A 23,680-nucleotide genomic window follows, 5' to 3' on the forward strand; every position below is an offset into this window, starting at 1 on the left:
GAGGACTCGCATGAAATCCCTCCTGGCCCTCCTCTTGGCCGTGTCGGCGGCTGCGCTCCCGGCCCGCTCCCAGACGGCCCCCCCGTCCCCAAGCGCCGACCGGACGCTGAAGGCCGTCAGCCGGACGGACGCCGTTCGGACCGACGGCCAGATCGACGAGCGCGCGTGGGAGGCCGCCCCGGTCGCGACGGGGTTCACCCAGTTCCGCCCCTCGCCCGGCGACCCCGCCGCCTACGACACCGAAGTCCGCGTGCTCGTCGACACGCAGGCCCTCTACGTCGGACTCCGGATGCACGACCCTCGGCCCGACTCGCTCACAGCCCCGCTCGTCCGCCGCGACCGCCGCTCGGCCGACTCGGACTGGGCGCACGTGATGATCGATGGGTACGACGACAACCGGACCGCTTTCGTGTTCGCGGTCAACCCGCGAGGGTCGATGTTGGACTACAAGGTGGTCGACGACGCCCGCGAGGACGTCTCCTGGGACGCCGTGTGGTCCGTCGCCACCCGCGTCGACTCGGCCGGGTGGACCGCCGAGTTCAGGATCCCGCTTTCGCAGCTCCGCTTCGGGACCGACGCGACGGAGTGGGGGTTCAACGTCAAGCGCGAGGTGGCCCGGATCGGCGAGGTGTCGTACTGGTCGCCGCCGCCGCCGGACGCCCCCCAGGTGGTCTCCAACTTCGGGGCGCTCACCGGGCTCCGCGGGCTCCGGTCGCCGCGCCGGCTCGAGGTCCGGCCCTACGTGCTCGGCCACGTGGAGCGGGCGCCCCTGGCTGAGGGCGACCCGTTCTACCAGTCGAACGCGCTGTCGTCGTCGGCCGGGGCCGACCTGACGTACGGCCTGACGGGGAATCTGACGCTGACGGCGACGCTGAACCCCGACTTCGGGGAGGTCGAGGCAGACCCGGCCGAGGTCAACCTCACCGCCTACGAGTCGTACTTCGCCGAGCGCCGGCCGTTCTTCTCCGAGGGCAGCGAGCTGTTCGCGTTCTCCCTCGGCGAGCTCACGCTCGACGGCGCCGACGAGCTGGTCTACTCCCGCCGGATCGGCCGGGCCCCGCAGTACCGCCCCTCGGGGACCTACGTGAGCGCCCCGGCGACGACGCCGATCCTGGGCGCACTGAAGCTGACGGGCCGGACGACGGACGGGTGGTCCGTCGGGGCGATGAGCGTCGTCAGCGACCGGGCGGAGGCCCGGGTCGCAACGGCTGAGGAGTCGTGGGTGGAGACGGTCGAGCCGCTGACGAGCTACACCGCGGTCCGGCTCCAGCGCGACCTCCGCGGAGGGCAGAGCGCGCTCGGCGTCGTGGGCACGTCGGTGTACCGGAGCCTCCCCGACGGCGGCGCGCTCGACGCGCTCCACCGGTCGGCCCTCGCGGGCGGGCTGAGCGGGCGGCACCGGTTTGGCGGCAACACCTTGGAGCTGTCGGGGTGGGCGTTGGGGAGCCGCGTCGCGGGGGCCCCGGACGCCCTGCTCCGGACGCAGACCCGGTCCGCCCGGTACCTCCAGCGCCCAGACCTCGCCACGGGGTGCCTCGGGTGCCTCGCCCTGGACTCGACCCGGACCGAGCTCGGCGGGGTGGGGGCCAGTCTCGGCCTCCGCAAGATCTCCGGCGGCAACTGGCGGTGGGTCGTCAACGGGTCCGTCCGGTCGGCCGGGTTCGAGGTCAACGACCTTGGGTTCCAGCGGACCGCGGACGTCGCGAGCGTCGCCGCTGGGCTGACGTACTTCCGTGTGGGGGGGCGGGGCCCGTTCCGGTACTGGTCCGGCTCGCTCACCTCGTGGCGGAACTGGACGCTGGGCGGGGAGCAGACCCTGGCGCCGGTCGTGCTCCAGGGGGCCGCCCAGCTCAAGAACCTTTGGAGCGGCGGGGTCACGATGGTCCGGTTCGCGCCGGCCCGGTCGGTCGTGGAGCTCCGCGGGGGGCCGGCCCTCTACACGCCGGGGCGGTCGCTGCTGTCGGTCGGCTGGAACGGGGACCCCCGGAAGGAAGTCCGGTGGGCGCTCAACGTGCTCGGCCAGCGCGAGGACCGCACCGCGGGCACGGTCCTCCAGGCCAACCCCACGCTCTCGTGGCGGCCCTCGCCCCGCCTGGACGTCTCAACGGGCGTCACCCTGATGCGCGCGCGGCTCGACTGGCTCTACCTCGCCAGCTTCGACGCTGGGGCGGGCCCGGAGTACCTGGGCAGCGCCATCGACCAGACGACGGCGTCCTTCCGGACCCGCGTCGACTACTCGATCTCGCCGCGGCTGTCGCTGCAGGCCTACCTCGAGCCCTTCGTCAGCGCGGCGACGATGGACGAGCACCGACTCGTGGCCGACCCGCTCGCGCGCGATGGCGCCGAGCGGTACACACCGATCGACGTGAGCCAGCTGGGCGGGGTGCCGCTCGCGTTCAGCTCCAAGCAGCTCAACGCGAGCGCGACGCTCCGCTGGGAGTACCGCCCGGGGTCGGTGCTGCACGTGGTGTGGCGCCAGGGGCGCGAGGCGTTCCTCCGCGAGCAGGGGGTGATCGACCCGGTCCGAGACTTCGGGAGCCTGTTCGGCGTCGGGCCCGACCGGGTCGCCCCCACCAACGAGTTCTCCGTCCGTCTCACGTACTGGTTTGGACAATGACGACCCACGGGTTCTTCCTCGCGCTCCTTGCCCTGGCGATCGGCCCCGCCCAAGCGGGCGTGCCGTCCGCGACGGCAGGCTCCCCCTCCTCCGACCCCACGCGGGTCTGGTTCCCGGCGGCCCCATCGATCTGCGAGGGCGGGCACGGTCGGGTCGGCGTGCGCAACGGGGACGACGTCTACCTCGTCGAGCTCGACGGGGGGGGCGTGCGGCACATCCGCACCCGCGCCAGCCGGCGTGTCCGCGCGGCGTGCCGGTCGCGGTCGGGGCCGCTCTATGCGTGGGTAGACATCGAGGCGATGGGGACCGGGGCCGACCGCGTCGTCGGGCTCGGTCTCACCGACGAGGCCGACGAGATGTACGGGCTCGAGGTCGACGCCGAGGCGGCCGCCCGGCTCCTTCTGGAGATCGGCGCGGGCGACCCCGAGGGGAGGGGCCTGTTCGCGGCCACCCTCTCGCCGTCCACGACCGCCGCCCGGCTGGCAGCCGTCGCGAGCGCGGAGGGCGGGGCGGAAGCGGCCCGCCGCGAGGCCGCCTTCGTGTTGAGTTGGCGGTACCGGGACGCTGCGGCTGCCCCGCTCGAACAGATGGCCCGGGGCGCCCACCTTCCTCGCCGGCTCCGGGAGGAGGCCATCGTCGGGCTCGCCCTGACGGCCTGCGGCCAACACGCGCTGCGCTCGCTCCGTGCCGAGGGAGAGCCGTGGGTGCGGGAGTTCGCCACGGCCGCGCTCGCGCTGCACCACCTCCGGCGGTGGAGTGGAGACCTCGTCGTTCGGTCGGACTGAGCCGCACGTGGCCGCCCTCGCCGGTCCTGGTCCGTGCCGACGCCACGGAGCGCCGGCCGCGCCTACAAGCCGACGCGGACGCCGACGAGAGGCTCGAAGCGACGCTCGACCAGGTAGCGGGGTGGGCCGTCGGCGAACGCCTCGCCGTCCGCCCCGGTGAGCCGGCGGTAGCCGTAGCGCGAGCGGAGCAGCAGCACGCCGCGCCGGCCGACGGGGTACTCGAGGTCGAGCACCAGCGAGTTCACAGCGCCCAGGTCCTGGATCAGGTCGAGCACGCCCCGGAAGTCCTGGCGGTCGAGCGCGAACTCGAGCCGGGCGCCGCCGGCGAGCCGGCCGGCGAGCCGGAGGCTGTAGGCGCTCGCAGTCTCGTCGCCGATGTGGCGCCGGAAGTGTTGGGAGATCTCCAGCCGCCCGAACGCGACCAGCCGAAGGTCGAGGACCACGTCGACGCCGGCGGCCAGGCTGTCGAGCGGCGTGCCCGCCAGCTCCGAGGCGCGGGCGTCGTCGAAAAAGGAACCGTCGTCGACGATCCGAGCCTCGGCGTTCGAGACGGCGTAGAACGGGCCGACGTGGCCCGGCACGAAGTCGGCCGTCGAGGCGAACACGCCGACGCGGGCCGAGGCGCGCGCGGCGTCGCCGATGTTGGACGAGCCGACCTCGAGCCCGCCCCCGAGCGTGCTGCCCTGGCCGAGGTACCGGGCGTGCGTGGCGAACGGGCGGACCGCGACGGGCCCGAACCCGCTGTACGTCCCGCGCAGCGTTACCTCGACGCCCGTCAGCGACGAGTCGCCCGTCGCGGCCGGCCGGCTCAAGTCGTGGACGCCCGCGATTACGAGGGCAATGTCGGCGAGGGGCCCGAGGTCGGCGCCGGTCTGGAGCCGGGCCTCGGCGCCGACGACGCCGTCGGTGCGGAGCACGTCGCCAGCGAACGCGGCGACCCGACCGAGCCGCCCGGCGATGGCGCCCTCCGCGCCGAGGCGACGGTCGTCATACGCCGTCGTGGTGCGGTAGCCGCGGACGAGCGCGCCTGAGCCGAGCGTCACGCGCTCGGTCGGCCCCAACCGGGCGTAGCTCCGCGAGCCCGGCACGGCGTTCCACCGGAGGTAGCGGACGACGCGCGCCAGGTCGACGGTCTCGTCGAACTCGGGCCCGTAGAGCCCGCCGTCGCCCGAGTGGACGGCCTGCCCGACGCCGAAGCTGAACCGGCCCGCGCTCCCGTCCGCTTCCAGGCGGACCGCCGCGCGCCAGTCGTCGGGGAGGTAGGCCGGCCCGGCGGCGGCGGCCAGCCGGAGCCCGTCGACCGGGCGGAAGCCAGAGCCCGCCTCGAACGGGTCGTCCGCCGACCCGAAGGCGAGCGGCTGGGCGGCGGCGGCGGTCGCCGCGAGCGCGAAGAGGACGAGGAGGCGGAGCGTCGGCACGGGCCCCAAGCTACCCCCGCCCGGGGCAGAACCTGGGGCACCGCGCCGGGGTTGCCGGGGCATGGCCGACAGTCGACTGCCCTTGTTCCCGCTCGGACTCGTTCTCTTCCCCGGAGAGCCGGTCCCGCTGCACATCTTCGAGCCCAAGTACAAGGAGATGGTCCGGGTCTGCATCGACGAGGACCAGCCGTTCGGGATCGTCTACGCCAGCGAGGAGCGCGTCGCGACGGTCGGCTGCACGGCCCGCATCGAGCGCGTGGCCGCCCGCTACGACGACGGCCGCCTCGACGTGGTCGCCGTCGGCCGCGACCGCTTCCGCGTCGACGAGATCCACCGGGACCTCGAGTACCTCACGGCCGACGTCACGCCCGTCGAGGACGCCGACGCCAGCGACGACGCCGGCGCGCGGGAGACGGCCATCGCGCGCCACATGAAGCTGCTCGAGATGGCCGGCGAGACGCCCAAGCCGCAGCGCTACGACCAGACGCTCCCGGCGTCGTTCGTCATCGGCCGCAACGCCGGGCTCGACCTCGCCGACAAGCAGAAGCTCCTGGAGACCGTGCAGGAGGCCGAGCGCATCCGGTTCGTGGCCGAGCACCTCGGCGCCCTGCTCGTCCGGCTCGAGCAGGCCCGCGCCTTCCGCGACCGCGCCCGCGGCGACGGCCACGCGGAGGGGTTTCCGGACCTCGGCGACGTGGAGTGACCGGTCTCCGGAGATCGAACGAGGGGAGCTGGGCCCGGCGCCGAATCGGTCCACCACCGCGACGGGCCCGGTCGCATCTTCCGACCACCGACCACCGACCACCGACCACCGACCACCGACCACCGACCACCGACCACCGACCACCGACCACAGATGACCCTCGCCGGCTACCAGATCGACACCGTGGACGCCGGGACCGTGTGGCTCGACGGCGGTGCCATGTTCGGGATCGTGCCCAAAGCGCTGTGGGCGCGGCGGATCGCCCCCGACGGCCAGAACCGGATCCCGCTCGCGACGCGGTGCCTCCTCCTGCGCGGCCACGGCCGGACGGTCCTCGTCGACACCGGTTGCGGCGACAAGGGCGACGCCCGGTTCAACGAGATCTACGGGATCGACCCCGACGCCCCCACGCTGGCCGATGGGCTCGCGACGCTCGGCGTCGCGCCTGAGGACGTCACCGACGTGGTCCTGACGCACCTCCACTTCGACCACGTCGGCGGGGCGACCCGGCGCGAGGGCGGCCGGCTTGTGCTGACGTTCCCCGCCGCGACCCATCACGTCCAGCGGGCGCATTGGGCGTGGGCCGCCGAAAGCCCACGCGAGGGCGCCTCGTTCCTGGCCGAGAACCTCGACCCGCTCGCGGCGTCGGGGATGCTGGCGCTCGTCGACGGCGACGCCCTCGGGCTGCCGCACCTCGCCGCCCACGTCGTCGACGGCCACACGACGGGCCAGCAGCTCGTCCGGGTGACCGACGGCGAGCGGTCACTGCTGTTCGCCGGGGACCTCGTCCCGACTTCCGCGCACGTGCCGGACCTGTGGATCATGGCGTACGACATCGCGCCGCTGGCGACGCTGCGGGAAAAGCGCGAGCTCCTGGGGCGGGCGGCGGCCGAGGGATGGACGCTCGTGTTCGAGCACGACACGGAGACGGCGTCCGCGCGCGTGGAGGTGACCGACAAGGGGCTCCGCGCCCGGGACGCCAGTCCGGCGTTGCCAACAGGGGTTTAGCGGACGCGGTGGGGAGCCGATACCCCGGGGGTCCCGCGCTCCGCGCCTCCGCCCCCGATGCTCTCGCCCACGCCGGCCGTTCGCGCCGCCATCTTCGGACTCGTCGTCGTGACGGCCGTCTCCCTCGCGGGCGGCGCGCTCCACCTCGCGAGCATCCGGGCCCTCGCCTACGAGGCGGCGACCGACGAGCTGGCCGTCCGCGCCGACGCCGTCGCCGGGGCACTTCGGACCCCCGACGCCCGGGCCCCCGTCGACCGCATGGCCGGCGACGCCGCGCTCGTGGTCTACGACGCCGGCGGCCGGCCCGTCCGCACGTCGGACCCCGATGTGGTGGGCGTGGCCGACTGGGGCCGGACCGCGGCGGGTCTCCCGGGGCACGCCGGCATCGCGTCCATCGCGGGTGAGCGGTACACCGTCGCCAGCGCCGACCTCGCCGGGGGCGGCGCCGTCGTGGCCCTCCGAGCCGCGCCCGACGGGCTGCCCGACGGGACGCTTCTGCAGGCCACCGTGACCGTCGCCAGTCTGTGGGGGCTCATCGTCGGCGTGTTCGTCGTCGTGACGTGGTACACGGGCCCGCGGTCGGCCACCCAGCTCGCGCTCCTGGGCGAGCGGATCGCCCAGGGCGAGGCCGACGGCGACGCGCTGATCCGCCACGCCGCCTTGTGGCTGGGCCCCCTCGCGGAGGCGTTCGGGCCCGTTGCGGCCCGCTTCCGCCAGCTCCGCCTGCGCGCCCGCGACGTCGACCAGCACGTCGCCGCGCTCTACCAGATCAACCCGCACTACGTCCTCTTGTGCACGATGGACGGCGAGATCGTCGAGGGCAACCCGGCCTTCTACGCCGCCACCGGCCTGCCGCCCGAGGCCGTCCGGGGCGGGCGCATCGAGGCGCTCCAGCAGACGTTCCCCGTCGAGCCGCTCCTGGAACTCGCGGGCCGTTCGCTGCGAGAGGGCAGCGCCGTCTCCGGCATCGAGTACGGCATCATCGACCGCGACGACGAGACGCGCCCGGTCGAGGTCTCGCTCCGGGGCTTCGAGATCGAGGGGCGCGCGTACGTGCTCTTCCAGGCGACCGATCAGGCCCACGCGCGCCGGCTCGAACGCCGCGTCGCCGCCTTTACCGACACGCTCGACCTCATGGTCGACCAGCGCGTCCACCAGCTCACCGCCGGCCAGCAGGCCGTCAACCGCGTCCTCGACGCCGCGGGCGTCGTCATCGCGTCGTTCGACGCGGGCGGCGCCACGAGCCGGTGGAACGGGGCCGCCCGTGCGCTCACGGGCCGCGACCAGGCGTCCGTGCCCCACTTCGCCGCCGTCACCGACGCCTTCGGGCTCCCCGCCGGCGAGCGGGCCGCGTTCACGCAGTGGTTCTGGAGCTTGTCTCAGGACCCCTTCATCGCCCGCCACGGCGTCATCGCCGCGAATGGCGAGACCCGCAAGCGCCAGCTCATCTGGCAGCGCGTCGACGCCGACATGGCGGGCCGGTCCGACCTCCGCACGCTCGTCGGCGTCGAGGTCCCGGCCTACGTCACCATCCCGATGCCCTCCGGCGACGGCATGGCCCACATGACGCTCGGCTAGGAACCCCGGCGACCGCGAGCGGCGTCTGCCCGGACCCCGACTCCGCACCCATGGGACACGTCCTCCTCGTCGCCACCGACCCCGACGCCTGGCTCGCCGCGCTCCCGCCCGACGTCGAGGTGACGACCGCGGACTCGGCCCAGTCGGCGCGCTCGTTCCTCGCCGGGACGACCTTCGCCGCCGTCTACGTGGGGCCGGACGTGCCCGGCGCCGAGGCCATCGCCGCGCTCCGCGACGTGCTCGGGCTGGCGACGCCTGTCGAGACCGTGTCCGGGCCGGACGAGCTGGCGCAGCGGCTCGCGTCGGGTGGGGGAGGGGCGGCCGCCCTGGCCGAGGTCCGCGACGAGCTGGGCCGGATCGCGCACGCGCTCAACAACCCGCTCGCGGTGATCGCCGGGAACGCCCAACTGGCAAAGGAACTGGCGGCCTCGGTGCCGACGGATGAGATGATCGTCGACGCCATCGCCAGCATCACCGACGCGGCGGCCCAGTTCGAGGGGCTGTTCGCCGAGATCGCCGCGCTCCGAACGGTTGTCGACCGCGCGATGCGGGACGGGTGAGCCACGGGGGTGGCTCCGGGCGTCGCTGCCCCCCACGTCCCGGAAGCAGATCCGTAAACCTCGCACATGGGAATCGTCTGGTTCGCCTGACTAGCGCTCACTCGATACCCTCCCGCTGCGCGCCTCCGTAAAGCGGGACTCGATGTCTCGGATCGACACGGGTACGTCGCTGGGTTCGTACATGCAGTCGACGTACACGCGGTGGTGCCGGTCGTGTTCGGCAGCCGTGTACAGCTTCCCAGAGGTGTCTGTATGTAAGCATTCGCCTATGATTTGGTCTGGAAGATCAAAAAACCCATTGGACACAACGCTCCGGCGCATCGCGTCTACGGCCGCGTCGGAGATGGGCCATGTCGTTGGCGGATGCCAGACGGACTCTCCGTCGGACGGCGTGAAGAGGCCCACGATGTAGTACGAACTGTCGATGCGAACGACGGAGTGCGTCCAGCTTCCGATGACCATTTCCCCCTCACTCTGAGAGATCGAGAGCGTGAAGTCCTGCGCCCCGTACCCAGTGTCGTTGGTCTGGTGAGGGGGTGCTGAATCCGTACTGCAAGCGGCGAGAAGGCAGGTCGCAATGGCGGCGATCTTGAGGGACAGAGGCAAACCAACGTGGGTGGAACAGGTGACTGCTCAGCTAGCTTCGGCTGAGTGCGCGGAGGTGCGACCAGCAACGTCGACACCGATCTTTCAGCGATCAAGAACGCTACACCTGAAGGTCTGCCTGCGAAGTGGACCGTGTTCAGGCACAAGCGGACAGGTCCAGGGGCGGTAGATCTGGACCACAGCGGACCCTCGGCCCTCCGAAGGGCAGGATCCGTCAGTATGGCGAATGGCGAGTAAGGGGGGCGCCGCCGAGCTTGGTGAAAAGGACTGCCGACCCCGTGGAACGCACCGCAAGATGCGTGAACCTCGCAGCGTGAACCGTCGGCACGACGCTCCTAGCCGTCCCGGTGAGCTCCACGATCGGGAGGTGAGAACGGCGAGGCACTCATCGGCGCCCGCGCGCCCCCGGAATACCCCGGGAGAGGGGAACGGGAGTCGACTACAGGGGCCACGCGACGGAACGGCCGGTTGCCGCTTCGCGCGCTTAAGGGGGCCCTCGCCCGAACCGATATCGGAGGGGACGCTAGGCGCTTGCGCCCTTCCCCCTAGACCACCGTCCTATGCCGTCCGCCCCGATGATCCCGGCCCACGAGCGCGAACACGTCGAGCGCGTGACGGACGCCTTCGCCGCCCAGCCCGAAGCCGTCCGCCAGCGGTGGACGCGCGCGCTCGCCCACCTCGGCGAGGCCCGCGTCTACGACGCCTACCTCGAGTTCAACGAGCTTCTCAAGGCCCGCCTCGGCCCGACGCTGCAGACGCACGTCCAGCTCCAGGCCGTCCGCTGCTTGCGCGACGCGCCGGTCGAACGGTCCAAGACCGAGCTGGCGCTGATCGACCCCCAGGACGCGTACCAGACGCTCGTGCTCGACCACCGGCTCGGCTGGATGATGCGTCACCGCCTGATGAGCGTGACCGCCGCGCTCCAGTACTTCGACCGCGTCCGCGAGGAGGCCCGCCGGCTCGGCAGCCGCCCGTGGGAGATCGCCGCGCTCTTGGAGAAGGCGACCGCGCTGATGGCCCAGGGCTCCTACGAGCAGGGCGTCGAGGTCTGCATGCGGGTCTACAACCTGAGCCGCCGCAACGGGCTCGTCGAGTACATCCCGAAGGCCCTCATGTTCAAGGGCTACGCGCTCGTCAAGCTCGGCAAGCACCACGCCGGCGAGGAGTCGCTCCAGAAGGCGCACGAGCTGGCGACGCGCAACGACCTCGTCGCCGAGCAGGGGATGGCGCTCCACCAGCTCGCGCAGATCTACCACTACGACTTCAAGTTCTTCGGGCTCGCCCTCGAGTACTACCAGCAAGCCCGCGCCGTCTTCGACACCGTCCCCGTGTGGCCGTCGCTCCTGGACCGCGTCGACGAGGACGCCGCGCTCGCGCAGCGCGAACTCGGGGAGCTGGACCTCGCCAAGATCCTGGGCCCGATCCCCATCAACAAGCTCCGCCAGGAGTACCTCACGAGCCTGGTCAACGGCTTCGTCGGGATCCCGGGCATCGACAATCGGAGCCAGCTCGGCGAGCGGATCGGCCTGACGCGCCAGGCCATCCACCGCAACATCAACAGCTAGGGCGGACCGCGCCCCGCCTCGGCTCCCGCATCCGGCGGTTTAGGCCCCGCCCCGCGCCCGCGATCCGAAAGGATGCGGGCGCGGTCATGTTTGTTGCGTGTCGCGGGAGTGGAGGTCGGCGGGAGGGACCGAGCCCCAAGGGGGCGTCCGCAGGCGCGGCTCGGATCCGACGACCCGTTTCGGGCGAAGACACACGAATTGCACAGGGTGGGCCGTCCCAGGCGTCGGAGCAGGCCCTCCAGAGGGCCCGCCGCCTGTGGGGCACCGGTCGGCACCTTGCCCCCGCGCCCGCGCCCCGTCTATCTTTCGCCTCCCGCCACCGACGCCGCCTATACCGAGTTCGTGCTACGCCCCGCGCAGATGCCTGCGCGATTTCCGGCTCCCCCGGCTTCCGCCGCCCGCACGCACTCCATGCCGCGTCTCGCACTCGTTTACGTCGTCGCCGTCCTCGCGGCGGTCCCCGCCTTGGCGCAAAGCGCGCCCCTCGCGTCGGCCCCGTTCGTCCACGAGCCGCCGCAGACGCCCACGCTCCGGGTCCTCGACACGACCCCGAACGCCGTCACCGTCGAGGCTACGGCCGAGTGGCGCGCCCCGCTGGCGGACGCCCTCGAGCAGAGCCGCGGCGACCTCGAGGCCCTCGTCGCGCTCGCCAGCGCCGGCCGCCCCGTCCTGTCGCACGAGATCCCGCTCGTCTCCGCCGTCCCGCCGGCGGTGACGGTCGTGTCGGTCGAGGAGGAGAGCGTGGCCCTGCCCGCCGGCCTCGATGGCGACGCGCTCGCGCGCGCCCTGGAGGGCCCGCTCGGCGAGGTCGTTGGGATCGGCGAGAGCCGCCGCCAGCTGATGGGCAGCCTGGCCGTCCGCATGCTGCGCGTCGCCGACGGACGGCTGATCCGCACCCGGCGCGCCGTTGTCCGCGTGCCCAGGCCCCCGTTCGCCGCCCGCATGGCGGCCTCCGGCGATGACAACCCGCACCTCGACGTGGCGCGGAGCGTGCTCGCCGAGGGCACGTGGTTCAAGGTCCCCATCCCCGCCGACGGCGTCTACCGCATCGACGCCGCGTTCCTGAGCGACTCGCTCGGCGTGTCGGCCTCGATTGGGCAGGTCGGCGTCTATGGCATCGGCGGCCGCGTCCTGCCCGCGCTCGCGGGCGCGCCCCGTCCGGCCGACCTCAAACCGATCGCCGCGCTCCAGCAGAACGGCGCGCTCGTGTTCTACGCCGAGGGCCCGCAGTGGTGGGACTGGGTCGCGGAGGCCCAGGGCCCCGGCCACTGGTCGCACGACATCAGCCCGTTCTCCGACGTCAGCTACTACTTCTTGCGCGTCGACGACCCCAGCCCGGCTCGCATCGGCGGGGCCACGTTCCCCTCGTGGCCCTCCGCGACGACGCTCGGCCGGGTCGCCGCGCGGCGGTTCTACGAGGTCGACGCGACCAACATCGACCGCGACGGCAGCGGCTCCGGGCTCGACTGGTTCGGGCCTGAGATCAACATCGGCAGCACCGGCCTCGGGGTGCTCGCGACGACGGTCGCCGGCGCCAGCCCGAACGACCCGGTAAGCTACCGGGGCCGCGTCGGCGCGCGAGCGAACCCGGCCGTCACGTTCGCGCTCATCAAGAACAACGCCACGCTGGCGACGACGCGCCCCGGCGCCGTCTCGACCTCCAGCCTCAACGCCGGCAACCTGGCGAACGACGCCTACTTCGACGTGACCGGCTCGTACGGGACCGGCCTCGGCGTGACCGTCCGCGCGACGGGCGGCAACACGGGCGCCTCGGCCTGGATCGACTGGGTCGAGGCCGTCGTCGACCGCGTGCCGACGGCGAGCGAGGGCTACCTGTCGTTCCCGACGCCGGGCGGCCAGGTCGGCCGCTTCGAGATCCCGCTCGCCGGGTTCTCGGCCGAGCCGCAGGTCTGGGACGTGACCGACGCCGGCGCGATCCGCCGGCTCGGTGTGCAGGCGGCGGGCGGCACCTACCGGACGCGCGTCGAGGCCGTCGAGGCGCACCGCGAGGTCGTCGCCTTCGACCCCGCGGGCGCGGCCGTCCGCACGCCCGGCGGGCTGGCGGCCGGCGCCGTCGCCGTGGCGACGCAGAACTTGCACGGCCTCGCGGGGACGCCGACCTACATCGTCGTCACGCACCCCGACTTCCGGGCGTCCGCGGACCGGCTCGCGGCACACCGCCAGGCCGACGGGCTCGCGCCCATCGTCGTGACCACCCAGCAGGTGTTCAACGAGTTCGCCGGCGGCGCCCCCGACATGCGGGCCGTGCGCGACTACATGAAGTTCCTCTACGACCGCGCGCCCGCCGGCCAGCTCCCCGAGTACCTCCTGCTCTTCGGTGACGGCCACTACGACTTCCGAGGCATCGACACGGACGTGCCCAACTACGTCCCGACGTTCCAGACCGAGAACATGATCAACCGGACGACCTCGTACACGACCGACGACTTCTTCGGGATGCTGGGCGACGACGAGGGGAATCTGGAGTATTCGGACACGACCACCTTCCGCGTCGACATCGGCGTCGGCCGCCTCCCCACGCGGTCCGCCTCGGACGCGCGGACGGTCGTCGACAAGATCATCCGCTACGACAGCCCCGCCACGCGCGGCGACTGGCGCACGCGGTTCACCTTCGTCGCCGACGACCAGTTTCCCCGCGATTGGGACCGCGACCTCCACGTCCTGAACGCGGACGCGACGGCCGAGCTGGCGGAGACCGTCGACCCGACGGTGACGCTGCAGAAGATCTACGGGCCGTCGTACCCGAGCGTCATCACCGCGCGCGGCCGGCTCAGGCCGCAAGCCACGGACGCGATCCGCACCGCGATCAACGAGGGCACGCTCGTCTGGAACTACAGCGGCCACGGCGGGCCCGACGGGCTCGGCGACGAGGACTACGTCACCGAGACGCTCGTCCAGTCGCTCGACAACGCCGACCGCCTCCCGGTCTTCGTGACGGCGACGTGCTCGTTTGGCAAGTTCGACATCGCCGACTACCAGTCGATGGCGGAGCAGATCCTGCTCCGCCCCGGTGGGGGCGGCGTGGCCATGCTGACGACGGTCCGCCTGGTTTACACCTCCAATGACCCGAACTCGGCCACCAACTTCGGCCTCAACCTGGAGCTCACCGAGCAGATGCTGACGCGCGAGGCCGACGGGCGGCCCGCCCGCCTGGGCGACGCGCTCCGGCGGACCAAGAACACGGCGATCGGGTCGAGCCCCAACAACCGCAAGTTCAACCTGCTCGGCGACCCGGCGATGCGCCTCGGCCTGCCCGAGCGCGGCGTCGCCCTCGACCTGCCGACTGCCTTCGAGGCCTTCCAGGAGGCTACGGTCTCCGGCCAGGTGCTCGGCCTCGACGGCCTGCCGGACCCGACGTACCGCGGCGAGGTCGCCCTGACGGTCTTCGACGCCCAGCGGCTCGTCGAGCTGCCCGAGTCGGCGTGCTGCTACACCGACGGGCCGGACGCCGACTTCCTGGGCGACTACACGGCCCGGACAGACAAGATCTACACCGGCCGCGCGAGCGTCGTCGGCGGCCTGTTCTCGTCGACGTTCCTGGTTCCCCAGGACGTGTCGTACTCCGGCCTGCCCGCTCGCGTGGTCGCGTATGCGCTCGGCGAGAACGGCACCGACGGCGTCGGGCAGTCGACGGAGGCCGCGGTCGCGACGACCGCCGGCGCCCGCCCCGACGACCGCGTCGGGCCCGACATCACCCTCTTCGTCGGCGACTCGACCTTCGTCGACGGCGGCACGGCCGCCTCGACGGCCAGCCTCGTCGCCCGGCTGAGCGACCCCAGCGGCCTCAACGCCGTCGGCGCGGGCGTCGGGCACGAGCTGCTGGTGACCGTCGACGGCGACGCCTCGAAGGCCGTCGACGTGGGGCGCTACTACCAGGCCGACCTCGACACGTACCGCGCCGGCACCGTCCGCGTCCCGCTCTCGGCCCTGGGCGACCTCGCCCCGGGCGAGCACACGGTCACGCTGACGGCGTGGGACGCCCTCAACAACGCCTCGACGGCCTCGATCTCGTTCGTCGTCGTCGACGAGGGCGTGATCGTGCGGAGCGCGCTGCCATACCCGAACCCGACCGCCGGGCCGGCGCGCTTTTTCGTCGAGCACAACCAGCCCATCGGCACGTCCGCCGGGTTGCAGATCCGCATCTACTCGCTCGCGGGCCGCCCCGTCCGCACGCTCGACGGGGCCGAGACGTTGCCCGAGGGCTTCCTCTCCGACCGCACCGTTCAGGTGGCCTGGGACGGGCTCGACGACGACCAGGACCGCCTGGGCTCCGGCGTCTACCTCGTCCGCATCCGCCTCGACGTGCCCTCCGCCAGCGGCGGCTCCCAGGTCGCCGAGCGCATCGAGCGGCTCGCCATCATCCGTTAATCCTCCCCACGCGGCCGTTTAGCGCCGTCTCCGCAGGGCACTCGTCGCATCCGGCGTACCCTTCGATCCCGACTCCCCCCACGCATGATCCGCTCCCTACCACTCGCCGCCCTCGCGCTGGCGCTCGCGGTGCCCGCTCTGGCGCAGCAGGCGCCCGAGGAGATCGTCCTCACAACGGCCGTCCCGTTCTTGCAGATCGAGCCCGACAGCCGGGCCTCCGGCATGGGCATGGCCGGCGTGGCCGTGGCCGACAACGCCTACGCGCCCTTCTGGAACCCCGCGGGCCTCGCGGGCCAGGAGGGCACCGAGGTCTCCTTCACGCACGCCCCCTGGCTCCCGGCGCTCGGCGCCAACCTCAGCTACGAGCACCTCTCCGCCAAGCACGGGCTCGGCAAGGCCGGCACAGTCGGCGGCCACCTCACCTACTTCGACCTCGGGACGCAGACGGCGACCGACGAGACCGGCTTCGAGCTCGGCACCTTCTCGTCGTACGAGTTCGCGCTCGGGCTCAGCTACGGCTACCCGATCACCGAGAACCTCGCCGTCGGCACCGGCGCCCGGTTTATCTACTCGAACCTGACCGGCGGCACCGACGTCGCCGGCGCCTCGACGTCGGCCGGCACCTCCGTCGGCGTCGACCTCGGGGTCAAGTACACCGCCCCCGACCTCGGCTTCGGCCGGTCCTCGCGCCCGACGTTCGCCGTCAACCTCGCCAACATGGGGCCCGGCATCTCCTACGTCGACTCGACGCCGGGCGACACGGTCCTTAATGCGCCCGACGCGATCCCGACGACGTTGCGCTTCGGCGCCGCGCTCGACACCCAGCTCGACGACTTCAACCGGGTCCTGCTGGCGATCGACTTCAACAAGATCATCGTCAACCGCGACGCGACGACGGGCGAGTACGACCCGTTCTACGAGGCGCTGTTCACGTCGTGGCAGTCGCGCCTGGTAAAGACGACCGTGCAGGCCGGCACGACGTGCGACGAGCTCGCGGCCGACGAGAACGCCGACAACGACTGCCGCAACATCTCGGGGCTGCGCTCGCTGACGTTGGGCACCGGCATGGAGTACTGGTACAACGACTTGCTCGCGCTCCGTGCCGGCTACTTCTACGAGGACCCGGCAAACGGCAACCGCCAGTTCCTGACCTTCGGCACCGGCATCCGCTACAGCCTGGTCGGCGTCGACATCTCGTACATCTACGCGCTCCAGGAGAACTCGCCCCTCGCGGACCAGCTCCGGTTCTCCCTCCTGCTGAACATCCCGCGCTAGCTCGGCGGTCCGTCGATCTTGCGGCCGCCCTTCCACACCGGAGGGGCGGCCGTTTTTTCGTTGACGCCCCGACTCGCACGCGTGGACATCCAGATCGACCTCGACGACATCGCGCTCTTCGCGCTGCTCCTGGGCGCGTCCGTGGCGGCAGGGGAGGGGCTCCGAAAAGTCGGCTGGCGGCCCGAGTCCACCCGGCGCCTCGTCCACGTCCTCGTCGGGCTGACGACCGCGGCCTCGCCGCTCTGGTTCGACGTGCCGGACGGGATCTACATCCTGGCGGGCCTCTTTTGTCTGGGGAACGCCGTCGCGCTGGCGCGGGGCTGGATTCCGTCCATGCACGCCGTCGAGCGCCGGTCGTGGGGGACGGTCCTGTTCCCGCTCGCCCTCGTCGCCGCGCTCGTGCTGACGTGGTCGCCGCTGGGGGATCGCGTGTGGGCACTGCAGGCCGCCTTCACCGTGCTCGCCCTCGCCGACCCGGCCGCGTCGCTGGCGGGCGGGCACTGGGGACAGAGCTCGGGCGAGGGGAAGACGCCAGCGGGGTCGCTCACGTTTGCCGTTATTGCAATGATCGTGGGCGGGATCGTGCTCGCGGCTGTCGGGCCGGACCGGGGCGCAGGCTGGGTGATCGCCGCGTCGGTCAGCGCCGCCGCGCTCGCGACCGTCGCCGAGGCGCTCGGGCGGCATGGGTGGGACAACCTTTGGATCGTGCTCGCGGTCGTCGTTGGGCTGACGGTCGCGGGCGGCGCCAGCCCCGGAGCCCTCGCTCTGGCGGTCGGGCTGGCGGCCCTTTTCGGGTGGGGGGCGTGGCGGGTCGGCGCCCTGTCGGCGTCGGGCGCGCTCGCGGGAACGCTGCTCGCGTGGGGACTCGTCGCCATCGGCGGGTGGGCGTGGGCCGTCCCCGCGCTGGCGTTTTTCGTGCTGTCGAGCGTGCTGTCCCGGCTCGGCCACAAGCGCAAGGCCGGCGCCCACGCGCTGGTGGAAAAGGGGAGCCGTCGGGACGCGGGGCAGGTGCTCGCGAACGGCGGCGTGGCGCTGGCGGCGCTCGGAGCGTCGGCGTTCGTGCCGAGCCCGGTGCTCTTCGCCGTGTTCGTCGGGTCGCTGGCGGCCGCGGCGGCCGACACGTGGGCGACCGAGATCGGCACCTGGATCGGCGGGCCGACGCGACGGCTCGGTCTGGGCGGTCGCGTGCCCCCGGGGACGTCGGGCGGGATGTCGTGGGGCGGCACGCTTGGCGCGGTCCTGGGCGCCGGCTCCGTGGTGCTCCCGGCGGCGGGGTTGACCGGCGCGGGCGGGGCGTGGGCGCTCGCAGTTGTCGCGGCAGGCGTCGCCGGGGCGATTCTCGACACCGCGCTCGGCGCGACGGTCCAGGCCCGGTACCGGGCGCCCGACGGCCACCTCACCGAGCGACTGCGCATCGACGGCGTGGCGCTCCCGCTGGCGGCGGGGCGGGCGTGGCTCGGCAACGACGGCGTCAACGCGGCGTGCACGCTCGCGGGCGGGCTGCTGGCGTCCGTGTGGGTCGGCTGAGGCACCGGTGACACTCTCGGGGGAGAGCGGGGCGTGCACACTATTTCGCATGTGTGACCGGGCACTGCCGGCGCGCGGCCTCCGTTCTCCGAGCTCCGGGGCCGTCCGTAGCTTTCCGGCCCCTCCTCTCCGCACGCATGGCCTGGTATCGCAAGCTCCACTGGCAGATCATCCTGGGCCTCGTGCTCGGCCTCGCCTTCGGGGTGCTGTCCGCCATCGAGGGCTGGGGCCCGTTCGTCACCGACTGGATCAAGCCGTTCGGGACCATCTTCATCACGGCGCTCAAGCTGATCGCCGTGCCGCTCGTGCTCGCGAGCCTGATCACCGGCGTCGCCAGCCTGGCCGACCTGCGGAAGCTGTCGCGCATCGGCGGCAAGACGATCGGGATCTACCTCGTGACCACGGCGATTGCCGTGACGATCGGCGTCCTGCTGGCCGACCTCGTCCGCCCCGGCGACGCGTTCTCGCCGGAGCTCCGCGACGGGCTCGTGGCCGCCTTCGGCGACGACGCCAATTCTCGCGCGGCGACCGCGACGGAGGTCGCCGACCGCGGCCCGCTCCAGTTCCTGGTCGACGCCGTGTCCGGCAACGCCTTCGCCTCGTTCGCCGACAACGGGAGCATGCTCCAGGTCGTCGTCATCGCGATCCTGTTCGGCATCGGGCTGGTCCAGATCCCGAAGGAGCGCGCGGCCCCCGTCCTCGCGGTGTTTGAAGGGATCAACGACGTCGTGATCAAGCTGGTCGACATCGTGATGCTGCTCGCGCCGATCGGCGTGTTCGCCTTGCTGGCCGACACGATCGTGGCAACGGCCGGCGACGACCCGACGCGCATCCTGGGCCTGCTCGACGGGCTGAGCCGCTACATGGGCGTCGTGCTGGCCGCGCTCGCGATTCAGACCGTCGTCGTCTACCCGTCGCTGCTCAAGCTGCTCTCGCCGATGCGGATCGTCGACTTTTTCAAGGGCATCGCCCCGGCCCAGCTCGTCGCCTTCTCGACCTCGTCGTCGGGCGCCACGCTGCCGGTGACGATGGAGCGATGCGAGGAAAAGCTCGGCGTCAGCGAGGAGGTCTCGTCGTTCGTGCTGCCGCTCGGCGCGACGATCAACATGGACGGGACGGCGCTGTACCAGGCCGTCGCGACGCTGTTCATCGCGCAGGCGTTTGGCCTCGACCTCGGCATGGGCGCACAGCTCACGATTGTGCTGACCGCCGTGCTCGCCTCGATCGGCACCGCCGCCGTGCCGGGCGCCGGCATCATCATGCTGGTCATCATCCTGGAGTCCGTCGCGGTCCCGACCGCGGGCATCGCCCTCATCCTGGGCGTCGACCGCATCTTGGACATGTGCCGGACTGTGACGAACGTGACCGGCGACGCGACCGTCGCCACCATCATCGCCGCCAGCGAGGGCCAGCTCGGCCCCGTGGACTTTTCCGAAGACTCCGACCGCTTGGTCGTCGCCGCCACATGATCGCTCGCCTCCCCCTTCTCGCCCTGCTCGCGCTGAGCCTGCTGGCGGCTCCCGTCCGGGCCCAGGCCGATGGCCCCGAGCCCCTTGCGGACCCCGTTCGCGTCGCGCTCGGCATCGAGACCGACGCCGGGGCCGCGCTCTATGCCCAGGGCCTGGCCGCCTCGCTCGAGATGCGGCTCGACGACGCGCGCCGCACGTTCCGCCAACTCGCGGCCACCGAGCCCGAGTCGCCCGCGGGCGTCTACGGGCTCGAGAGCGTCGCGCTGTGGCAGGCGCTGGTGACCGAAGAGGACGACGCGTTCGACCGCTTTTACGCCCTCAACGACTCGCTGACGACCGTCGTCGACAGTCGCGAAGGTGTCCCCGGCGCGCGCGTGCTCGGCGGGGCGGCCAAGCTGCACCGCGCGCTCGCCTTCGCCCGCCAGGAGCGCTACCTCCGGGCCGGCAACAGCCTGCGCGAGGCGTGCGGCCGGTTCGACGACCTCTCGGAGCACGACGCCCTGTTCGGGCAGGGCATCTGCGAGGTCGCCGCCGGCGCCATCCCGAGGTCCTACAAGTTCGTCGCCCGCCTCCTCGGCTTCCGCGGCAGCGTCGCGGGCGGGCTGGCCAAGCTCGACGCCGCGTCGTCCGCCAGCGGCCTGCACGCCGTCGACGCCGTCGTCGCCTTTGCGATCTCCGACTCGGCCCTCAACGAGCGCCGCGCCGGGTCCGTCGACCGGCTGGCGGCGCTGGCGGAGGCGCACCCCGACTCGCCCGTTCTCGGCTACCTCGCCGGGTTCCACCTCCTCGTCGACCGCCGCGCAGACGAGGCCGTCGCCGCGCTGCGCCGCGCCGAGGCCGCGCGCGACGCCGACGGGGTGCTGCCGCTGCCCGTCATCGACGCGCACCTCGGCACGGCCCTGTTCCGCCAGCGCGACTTCGCCGCCGCGGCGCCCCTCCTCGAGGGTTTCGCGCGGACGTTCCGGGGCCGCGCCCTGCTGGCCCAGTCGACGCTCCACGCCGGGCTGGCGTACGAGATGCTGGGCGACCGGCGCCGGGCCGAGAGCCTGTACCGCCGCGTCCGCGCCGTCCGCGACTATGACGCCGACCTGTCGGCCGAGCGCGAGGCGGAGTACCGCATGGCGCACCCGCTGACGGCCTCTACGCGCGCCCTCGTCGTCGGCGGGGCCGCCTACGACGCGGGCGACTACGCCGACGCCATCGCCGCCCTGCAGCCGGTCGTGACGGGCGCCGACCTGCCCGCCGTCGAGCGGGCCGAGGCCGCGTACCGCACCGGCCGCGCGCTCCAGGCGACGGAGCGCTGGGACGACGCCGTCCGCCACTTCCAGCTCGCCATCGACAAGCCGGGCGACCCGCTCGCGAAGTGGGGGCCGTGGGCGCTCTACCACCAGGGCGAGGTCCGGGAGGCGCAGGGCGACCTCGACGCCGCCGAGCGGATCTACACCCGCGTGCTCGACAACGAGGAAGAGTTCGACTACCACAAGTCGCTCGAGCAGCGGGCGCGGGCCGCGCTGGAGCGGATCCGCCGCCGCTCATGACCCGCCTCCTTGCCGCTGCCATCGTGCTCGCGCTCGCCCCGCGCGCGGGCGCCCAGCCCGAGGTCACACGCGACCTCGACGCGTGGTGCGCGCTCTACGCCACCCCGCACGGCGCCGTCAGCGGCCCCGCCATCGACTACGGCCCCGCGCTCGACGAGCGCCGCCCTGAGCGGACCGTCACGACCGTGACGACCCGGCGCGCGGCGACCATCACTGTCGACTACTCCGGGTTCACGCCCGCTGCGCAGGCCGCCTTCCAGCGCGCCGTCGACATCTGGGCCGACCACCTCGACTCGCCGATTGAGATCCGCGTCCAGGCCGACTTCGAGGCGCTCGGCGCGTCGACGCTGGGGCAGGCCGGGCCGTTTCTGGTCCGCGACTTCGGCTTCGGCTCGCGCCCCGACACGTGGTACCCGTTCGCCCTCGCCGACGCCATCGCTGGGCGTGACTTCTTCCCGACGCCGGGCCAGAATTTCTACGACATCCAGGCCACGTTCAACAGCGCGTTCTCCCGCTTTTACTTCGGCCTCGACGGCCGCCCCGGCTCGAATCAGATCGACTTCGTGACCGTCGTGCTCCACGAGCTCGGCCACGGGCTCGGGTTCGTGGGCTCAGGCGAGGTCCGCGACAGCTCGGGCGGCGAGCGCTGCGTCGGGCCCGCCGGGACGGGCTGCTGGGGGTTCACCGCGAGCGGCCGGACGTCGCCGTTCATCTTCGATCGGTTCCTCGAAGACGGCGTCGGCACCGCGTTTCTCGACGAGGAGGTCTATCCCAACCCGTCGCAGATCCTGGGCGACCTGCTGGAGAGCGAGGACCTGTTCGTCGACGCCCCGACGACGGTCTCCGTCTACGGCGACCGCCCGCCGATCTGGGCGCCGCTCCGCTTCGACCGGGGCTCCTCGTTTTCGCACTGGGACGAGAACGTCGTCTTCGGCAGCTCGGCGGCGCTGATGACGCCGCTCGTGGCGAACGGCGAGGCGTACCAGGACCCCGGCAACATCACGTGCGCCTTTTTCCTCGACATGGGCTGGGAGCTCGGCTCGGGCTGCCTCGCCCTGACCCCGCCGCCGACGGCGGGCGAGACCGGGCCGGGCGGGATCGGGCTGGCGCTCCGGCTGGCGGGCCCAAACCCGTTCCGCACCGCCACGACCGTCGAGGTCGCGCGTGACGCCCCCGGGCCGCTCGCGGTCTCCGTGCACGACGTGCTGGGCCGGACCGTCGCCACCGTGTTCGACGGGGCGGCCGCCGACCGCGCGCGCGTCGTCGTCGACGCCGCCGGGCTGGCGCCTGGCGTGTACCGGGTCCGCGCCGCCAGCGAGGGCGCCGAGGTGTGGCTGCCCGTCACGGTCGTCCGATGAGCCGGCTCTGTTGCGCGGTCCTCGCGGCCCTCGTCGCCTGCGCGGCCCCGGGATCGGCTCAGACCGAGCGCTCGGCCCGACCGGTCCTGTTCGAGATGCCCGTCTCGGAGGCCGCGATGCCCGCCCGGTCGTCGGCCGGCCGCGCCGCGACGGCGCCGGACTGCGACCCGGCCTCGGAGGGCGCCGTCTTTCAGGTCGACTACACCGGCTTCCCGGCCGCCGCGAAGGCCGCCTTCCAGACGGCCGTCGACACGTGGGCGTGTCGGATCCGCACGACGCAACCCATCCGCATTGACGCCTCGTGGGCGTCGCTCGACGCCTCCACGCTCGGCTCGGCCGGGCCGTTTCTGTACCGCAACTTCCCCGGGGCGCCGACACGCGGCGTCTGGTACCCCGCCGCGCTCGCGGACCACCTCGCCGACCAGGACCTGGGCGACGGCGCCGCCGACATCGAGGCGACGTTCAACAGCGACTTCGGGGACTGGCACATCGGCCCCGGCTCGGCGCCGTCCGGGCTCTACGACCTGACGACGGTCGTCCTCCATGAGATCGGCCACGGGCTCGGGTTTATCGGCGCCCTCAAAGTGGAGGGCGGCGTCGGGCGCGTCGGGACCGACCCCGAGGGGCCGTTCAGCTACGACCTCCACGCCCAGACCGAGGCGGGCGTCTCGCTCCTGAACGAGAACGTGTTCCCCAACCGGTCTGTCGTTCTGGCCGACGCGCTGCAGAGCCCTGTCCGCTTTGCCGGGACGGCCGTCGACCAGACCGTCGGCCGGCCCGTCCTGCTCTACACGCCGCCGAGGTGGGTGCCCGGCGGGTCGTACTCGCACCTCGACGAGGACACCTTCGGGGCTAGCACCGGCGATGGCTTGATGACGCCGTTTATCGCCAGGGGCGAGGTGGTCCCGGCCCCAGGCCCGGTCGTCTGCGCCGTGCTCGCCGATGTCGGCTGGGCGCTGGCGGGCGACTGCGCCGACAAGGTCGGCCGGTTGCCCGAGACCTCCGCCCAGATCACGGCGACGCTCCGAGGGCGGCACCCCGTCATGGGCCAGACGCGCATCAGCATCACTGCCAGCGACGCCGTCTCGGTACGCGCGACGCTCGTCGACGTGTTGGGCCGCCGCGTGGTGGACTACGGTTCGGCCGTGTTGGTAGGGGGGAGCACCTTCGAGGTGGTGGTGGACGGCGCTCAGCTGGCGGCGGGGCTCTACGTGCTCCGCGTGCTCGGCGGGCCCGAGAGCGTCGCGCTGCCCCTCGTGGTCGCCCGCTGACGGAGGCCTGTCC

At 72.8% G+C, this 23,680-nt stretch carries 15 protein-coding genes; 14 read left to right on the plus strand and 1 reads right to left on the minus strand.

Annotated elements, in window-relative coordinates; genetic code table 11:
- Window positions 1-10: 10 nt before the first annotated feature.
- Window positions 11-2,617 carry a DUF5916 domain-containing protein gene (locus ACLIRP_RS05670; protein ID WP_412062992.1) on the plus strand — a complete coding sequence of 869 codons (2,607 nt, stop codon included), beginning with the start codon at window positions 11-13 and terminating at the stop codon, window positions 2,615-2,617.
- Between the two features lie 158 nt (window positions 2,618-2,775).
- Window positions 2,776-3,402 (plus strand): hypothetical protein, encoded by a 627-nt coding sequence (locus ACLIRP_RS05675; RefSeq protein WP_412062993.1) that lies wholly within the window; start codon window positions 2,776-2,778, stop codon window positions 3,400-3,402.
- 62 nt (window positions 3,403-3,464) lie between these two features.
- On the opposite strand, the gene ACLIRP_RS05680 is transcribed toward ACLIRP_RS05675, so the two are convergent.
- The gene (locus ACLIRP_RS05680; RefSeq protein WP_412062994.1) at window positions 3,465-4,820 is read right to left on the minus strand and encodes a hypothetical protein; all 1,356 of its coding nucleotides are present in this window, start codon (window positions 4,818-4,820) and stop codon (window positions 3,465-3,467) included.
- 61 nt (window positions 4,821-4,881) lie between these two features.
- Between ACLIRP_RS05680 and ACLIRP_RS05685 the strand changes: the two genes are divergently transcribed.
- From ACLIRP_RS05685 to ACLIRP_RS05740, 12 genes are all read left to right on the plus strand, one after another.
- A complete protein-coding gene (locus ACLIRP_RS05685) occupies window positions 4,882-5,523 on the plus strand; it encodes an LON peptidase substrate-binding domain-containing protein (protein WP_412062995.1) in 642 nt (213 codons plus the stop codon).
- Between the two features lie 153 nt (window positions 5,524-5,676).
- On the plus strand, window positions 5,677-6,531 hold the full coding sequence (locus ACLIRP_RS05690; RefSeq protein WP_412062996.1) for an MBL fold metallo-hydrolase: 855 nt from the start codon (window positions 5,677-5,679) through the stop codon (window positions 6,529-6,531).
- Between the two features lie 57 nt (window positions 6,532-6,588).
- Entirely contained in the window at window positions 6,589-8,109 is a 1,521-nt protein-coding gene (locus ACLIRP_RS05695) for a PAS domain-containing protein (protein WP_412062997.1), read from the plus strand.
- A 50-nt stretch (window positions 8,110-8,159) separates the two neighbouring features.
- On the plus strand, window positions 8,160-8,669 hold the full coding sequence (locus ACLIRP_RS05700) for a histidine kinase dimerization/phospho-acceptor domain-containing protein (RefSeq protein ID WP_412062998.1): 510 nt from the start codon (window positions 8,160-8,162) through the stop codon (window positions 8,667-8,669).
- A 1,166-nt stretch (window positions 8,670-9,835) separates the two neighbouring features.
- Window positions 9,836-10,840 (plus strand): hypothetical protein, encoded by a 1,005-nt coding sequence (locus tag ACLIRP_RS05705; protein ID WP_412062999.1) that lies wholly within the window; start codon window positions 9,836-9,838, stop codon window positions 10,838-10,840.
- A 411-nt stretch (window positions 10,841-11,251) separates the two neighbouring features.
- Entirely contained in the window at window positions 11,252-15,229 is a 3,978-nt protein-coding gene (gene porU, locus ACLIRP_RS05710; protein WP_412063000.1) for a type IX secretion system sortase PorU, read from the plus strand.
- A gap of 84 nt (window positions 15,230-15,313) precedes the next feature.
- Window positions 15,314-16,504, plus strand: a complete 1,191-nt coding sequence (porV, locus tag ACLIRP_RS05715; protein ID WP_412063001.1) for a type IX secretion system outer membrane channel protein PorV — start codon at window positions 15,314-15,316, stop codon at window positions 16,502-16,504.
- An 81-nt stretch (window positions 16,505-16,585) separates the two neighbouring features.
- Window positions 16,586-18,031 carry a DUF92 domain-containing protein gene (locus ACLIRP_RS05720; protein ID WP_412063002.1) on the plus strand — a complete coding sequence of 482 codons (1,446 nt, stop codon included), beginning with the start codon at window positions 16,586-16,588 and terminating at the stop codon, window positions 18,029-18,031.
- A gap of 137 nt (window positions 18,032-18,168) precedes the next feature.
- The gene (locus ACLIRP_RS05725) at window positions 18,169-19,500 is read left to right on the plus strand and encodes a dicarboxylate/amino acid:cation symporter (protein ID WP_412063003.1); all 1,332 of its coding nucleotides are present in this window, start codon (window positions 18,169-18,171) and stop codon (window positions 19,498-19,500) included.
- Entirely contained in the window at window positions 19,497-21,038 is a 1,542-nt protein-coding gene (locus tag ACLIRP_RS05730) for a tetratricopeptide repeat protein (protein ID WP_412063004.1), read from the plus strand. Before ACLIRP_RS05725 ends, ACLIRP_RS05730 begins: the two co-directional genes overlap by 4 nt.
- A complete protein-coding gene (locus ACLIRP_RS05735; protein WP_412063005.1) occupies window positions 21,035-22,396 on the plus strand; it encodes a hypothetical protein in 1,362 nt (453 codons plus the stop codon). The genes ACLIRP_RS05730 and ACLIRP_RS05735 overlap by 4 nt, the downstream gene beginning before the upstream one ends.
- Window positions 22,393-23,667: a hypothetical protein gene (locus ACLIRP_RS05740; RefSeq protein ID WP_412063006.1), complete on the plus strand. Its 1,275-nt coding sequence runs from the start codon at window positions 22,393-22,395 to the stop codon at window positions 23,665-23,667. Before ACLIRP_RS05735 ends, ACLIRP_RS05740 begins: the two co-directional genes overlap by 4 nt.
- The last annotated feature ends 13 nt before the right edge of the window (window positions 23,668-23,680 follow it).

The organism is Rubrivirga halophila, assembly GCF_046845755.1.
Taxonomy (GTDB): domain Bacteria; phylum Bacteroidota; class Rhodothermia; order Rhodothermales; family Rubricoccaceae; genus Rubrivirga.

Excerpts from the sequence above, each read along its gene's own strand:
- ACLIRP_RS05670 (WP_412062992.1), top strand. The coding sequence starts at position 11 with ATGAAATCCCTCCTGGCCCTCCTCTTGGCCGTGTCGGCGGCTGCGCTC.
- ACLIRP_RS05685 (WP_412062995.1), top strand. The coding sequence starts at position 4,882 with ATGGCCGACAGTCGACTGCCCTTGTTCCCGCTCGGACTCGTTCTCTTC.
- ACLIRP_RS05690 (WP_412062996.1), top strand. The coding sequence starts at position 5,677 with ATGACCCTCGCCGGCTACCAGATCGACACCGTGGACGCCGGGACCGTG.
- ACLIRP_RS05695 (WP_412062997.1), top strand. The coding sequence starts at position 6,589 with ATGCTCTCGCCCACGCCGGCCGTTCGCGCCGCCATCTTCGGACTCGTC.
- ACLIRP_RS05700 (WP_412062998.1), top strand. The coding sequence starts at position 8,160 with ATGGGACACGTCCTCCTCGTCGCCACCGACCCCGACGCCTGGCTCGCC.
- ACLIRP_RS05705 (WP_412062999.1), top strand. The coding sequence starts at position 9,836 with ATGCCGTCCGCCCCGATGATCCCGGCCCACGAGCGCGAACACGTCGAG.
- porU (WP_412063000.1), top strand. The coding sequence starts at position 11,252 with ATGCCGCGTCTCGCACTCGTTTACGTCGTCGCCGTCCTCGCGGCGGTC.
- porV (WP_412063001.1), top strand. The coding sequence starts at position 15,314 with ATGATCCGCTCCCTACCACTCGCCGCCCTCGCGCTGGCGCTCGCGGTG.
- ACLIRP_RS05725 (WP_412063003.1), top strand. The coding sequence starts at position 18,169 with ATGGCCTGGTATCGCAAGCTCCACTGGCAGATCATCCTGGGCCTCGTG.
- ACLIRP_RS05730 (WP_412063004.1), top strand. The coding sequence starts at position 19,497 with ATGATCGCTCGCCTCCCCCTTCTCGCCCTGCTCGCGCTGAGCCTGCTG.
- ACLIRP_RS05735 (WP_412063005.1), top strand. The coding sequence starts at position 21,035 with ATGACCCGCCTCCTTGCCGCTGCCATCGTGCTCGCGCTCGCCCCGCGC.
- ACLIRP_RS05740 (WP_412063006.1), top strand. The coding sequence starts at position 22,393 with ATGAGCCGGCTCTGTTGCGCGGTCCTCGCGGCCCTCGTCGCCTGCGCG.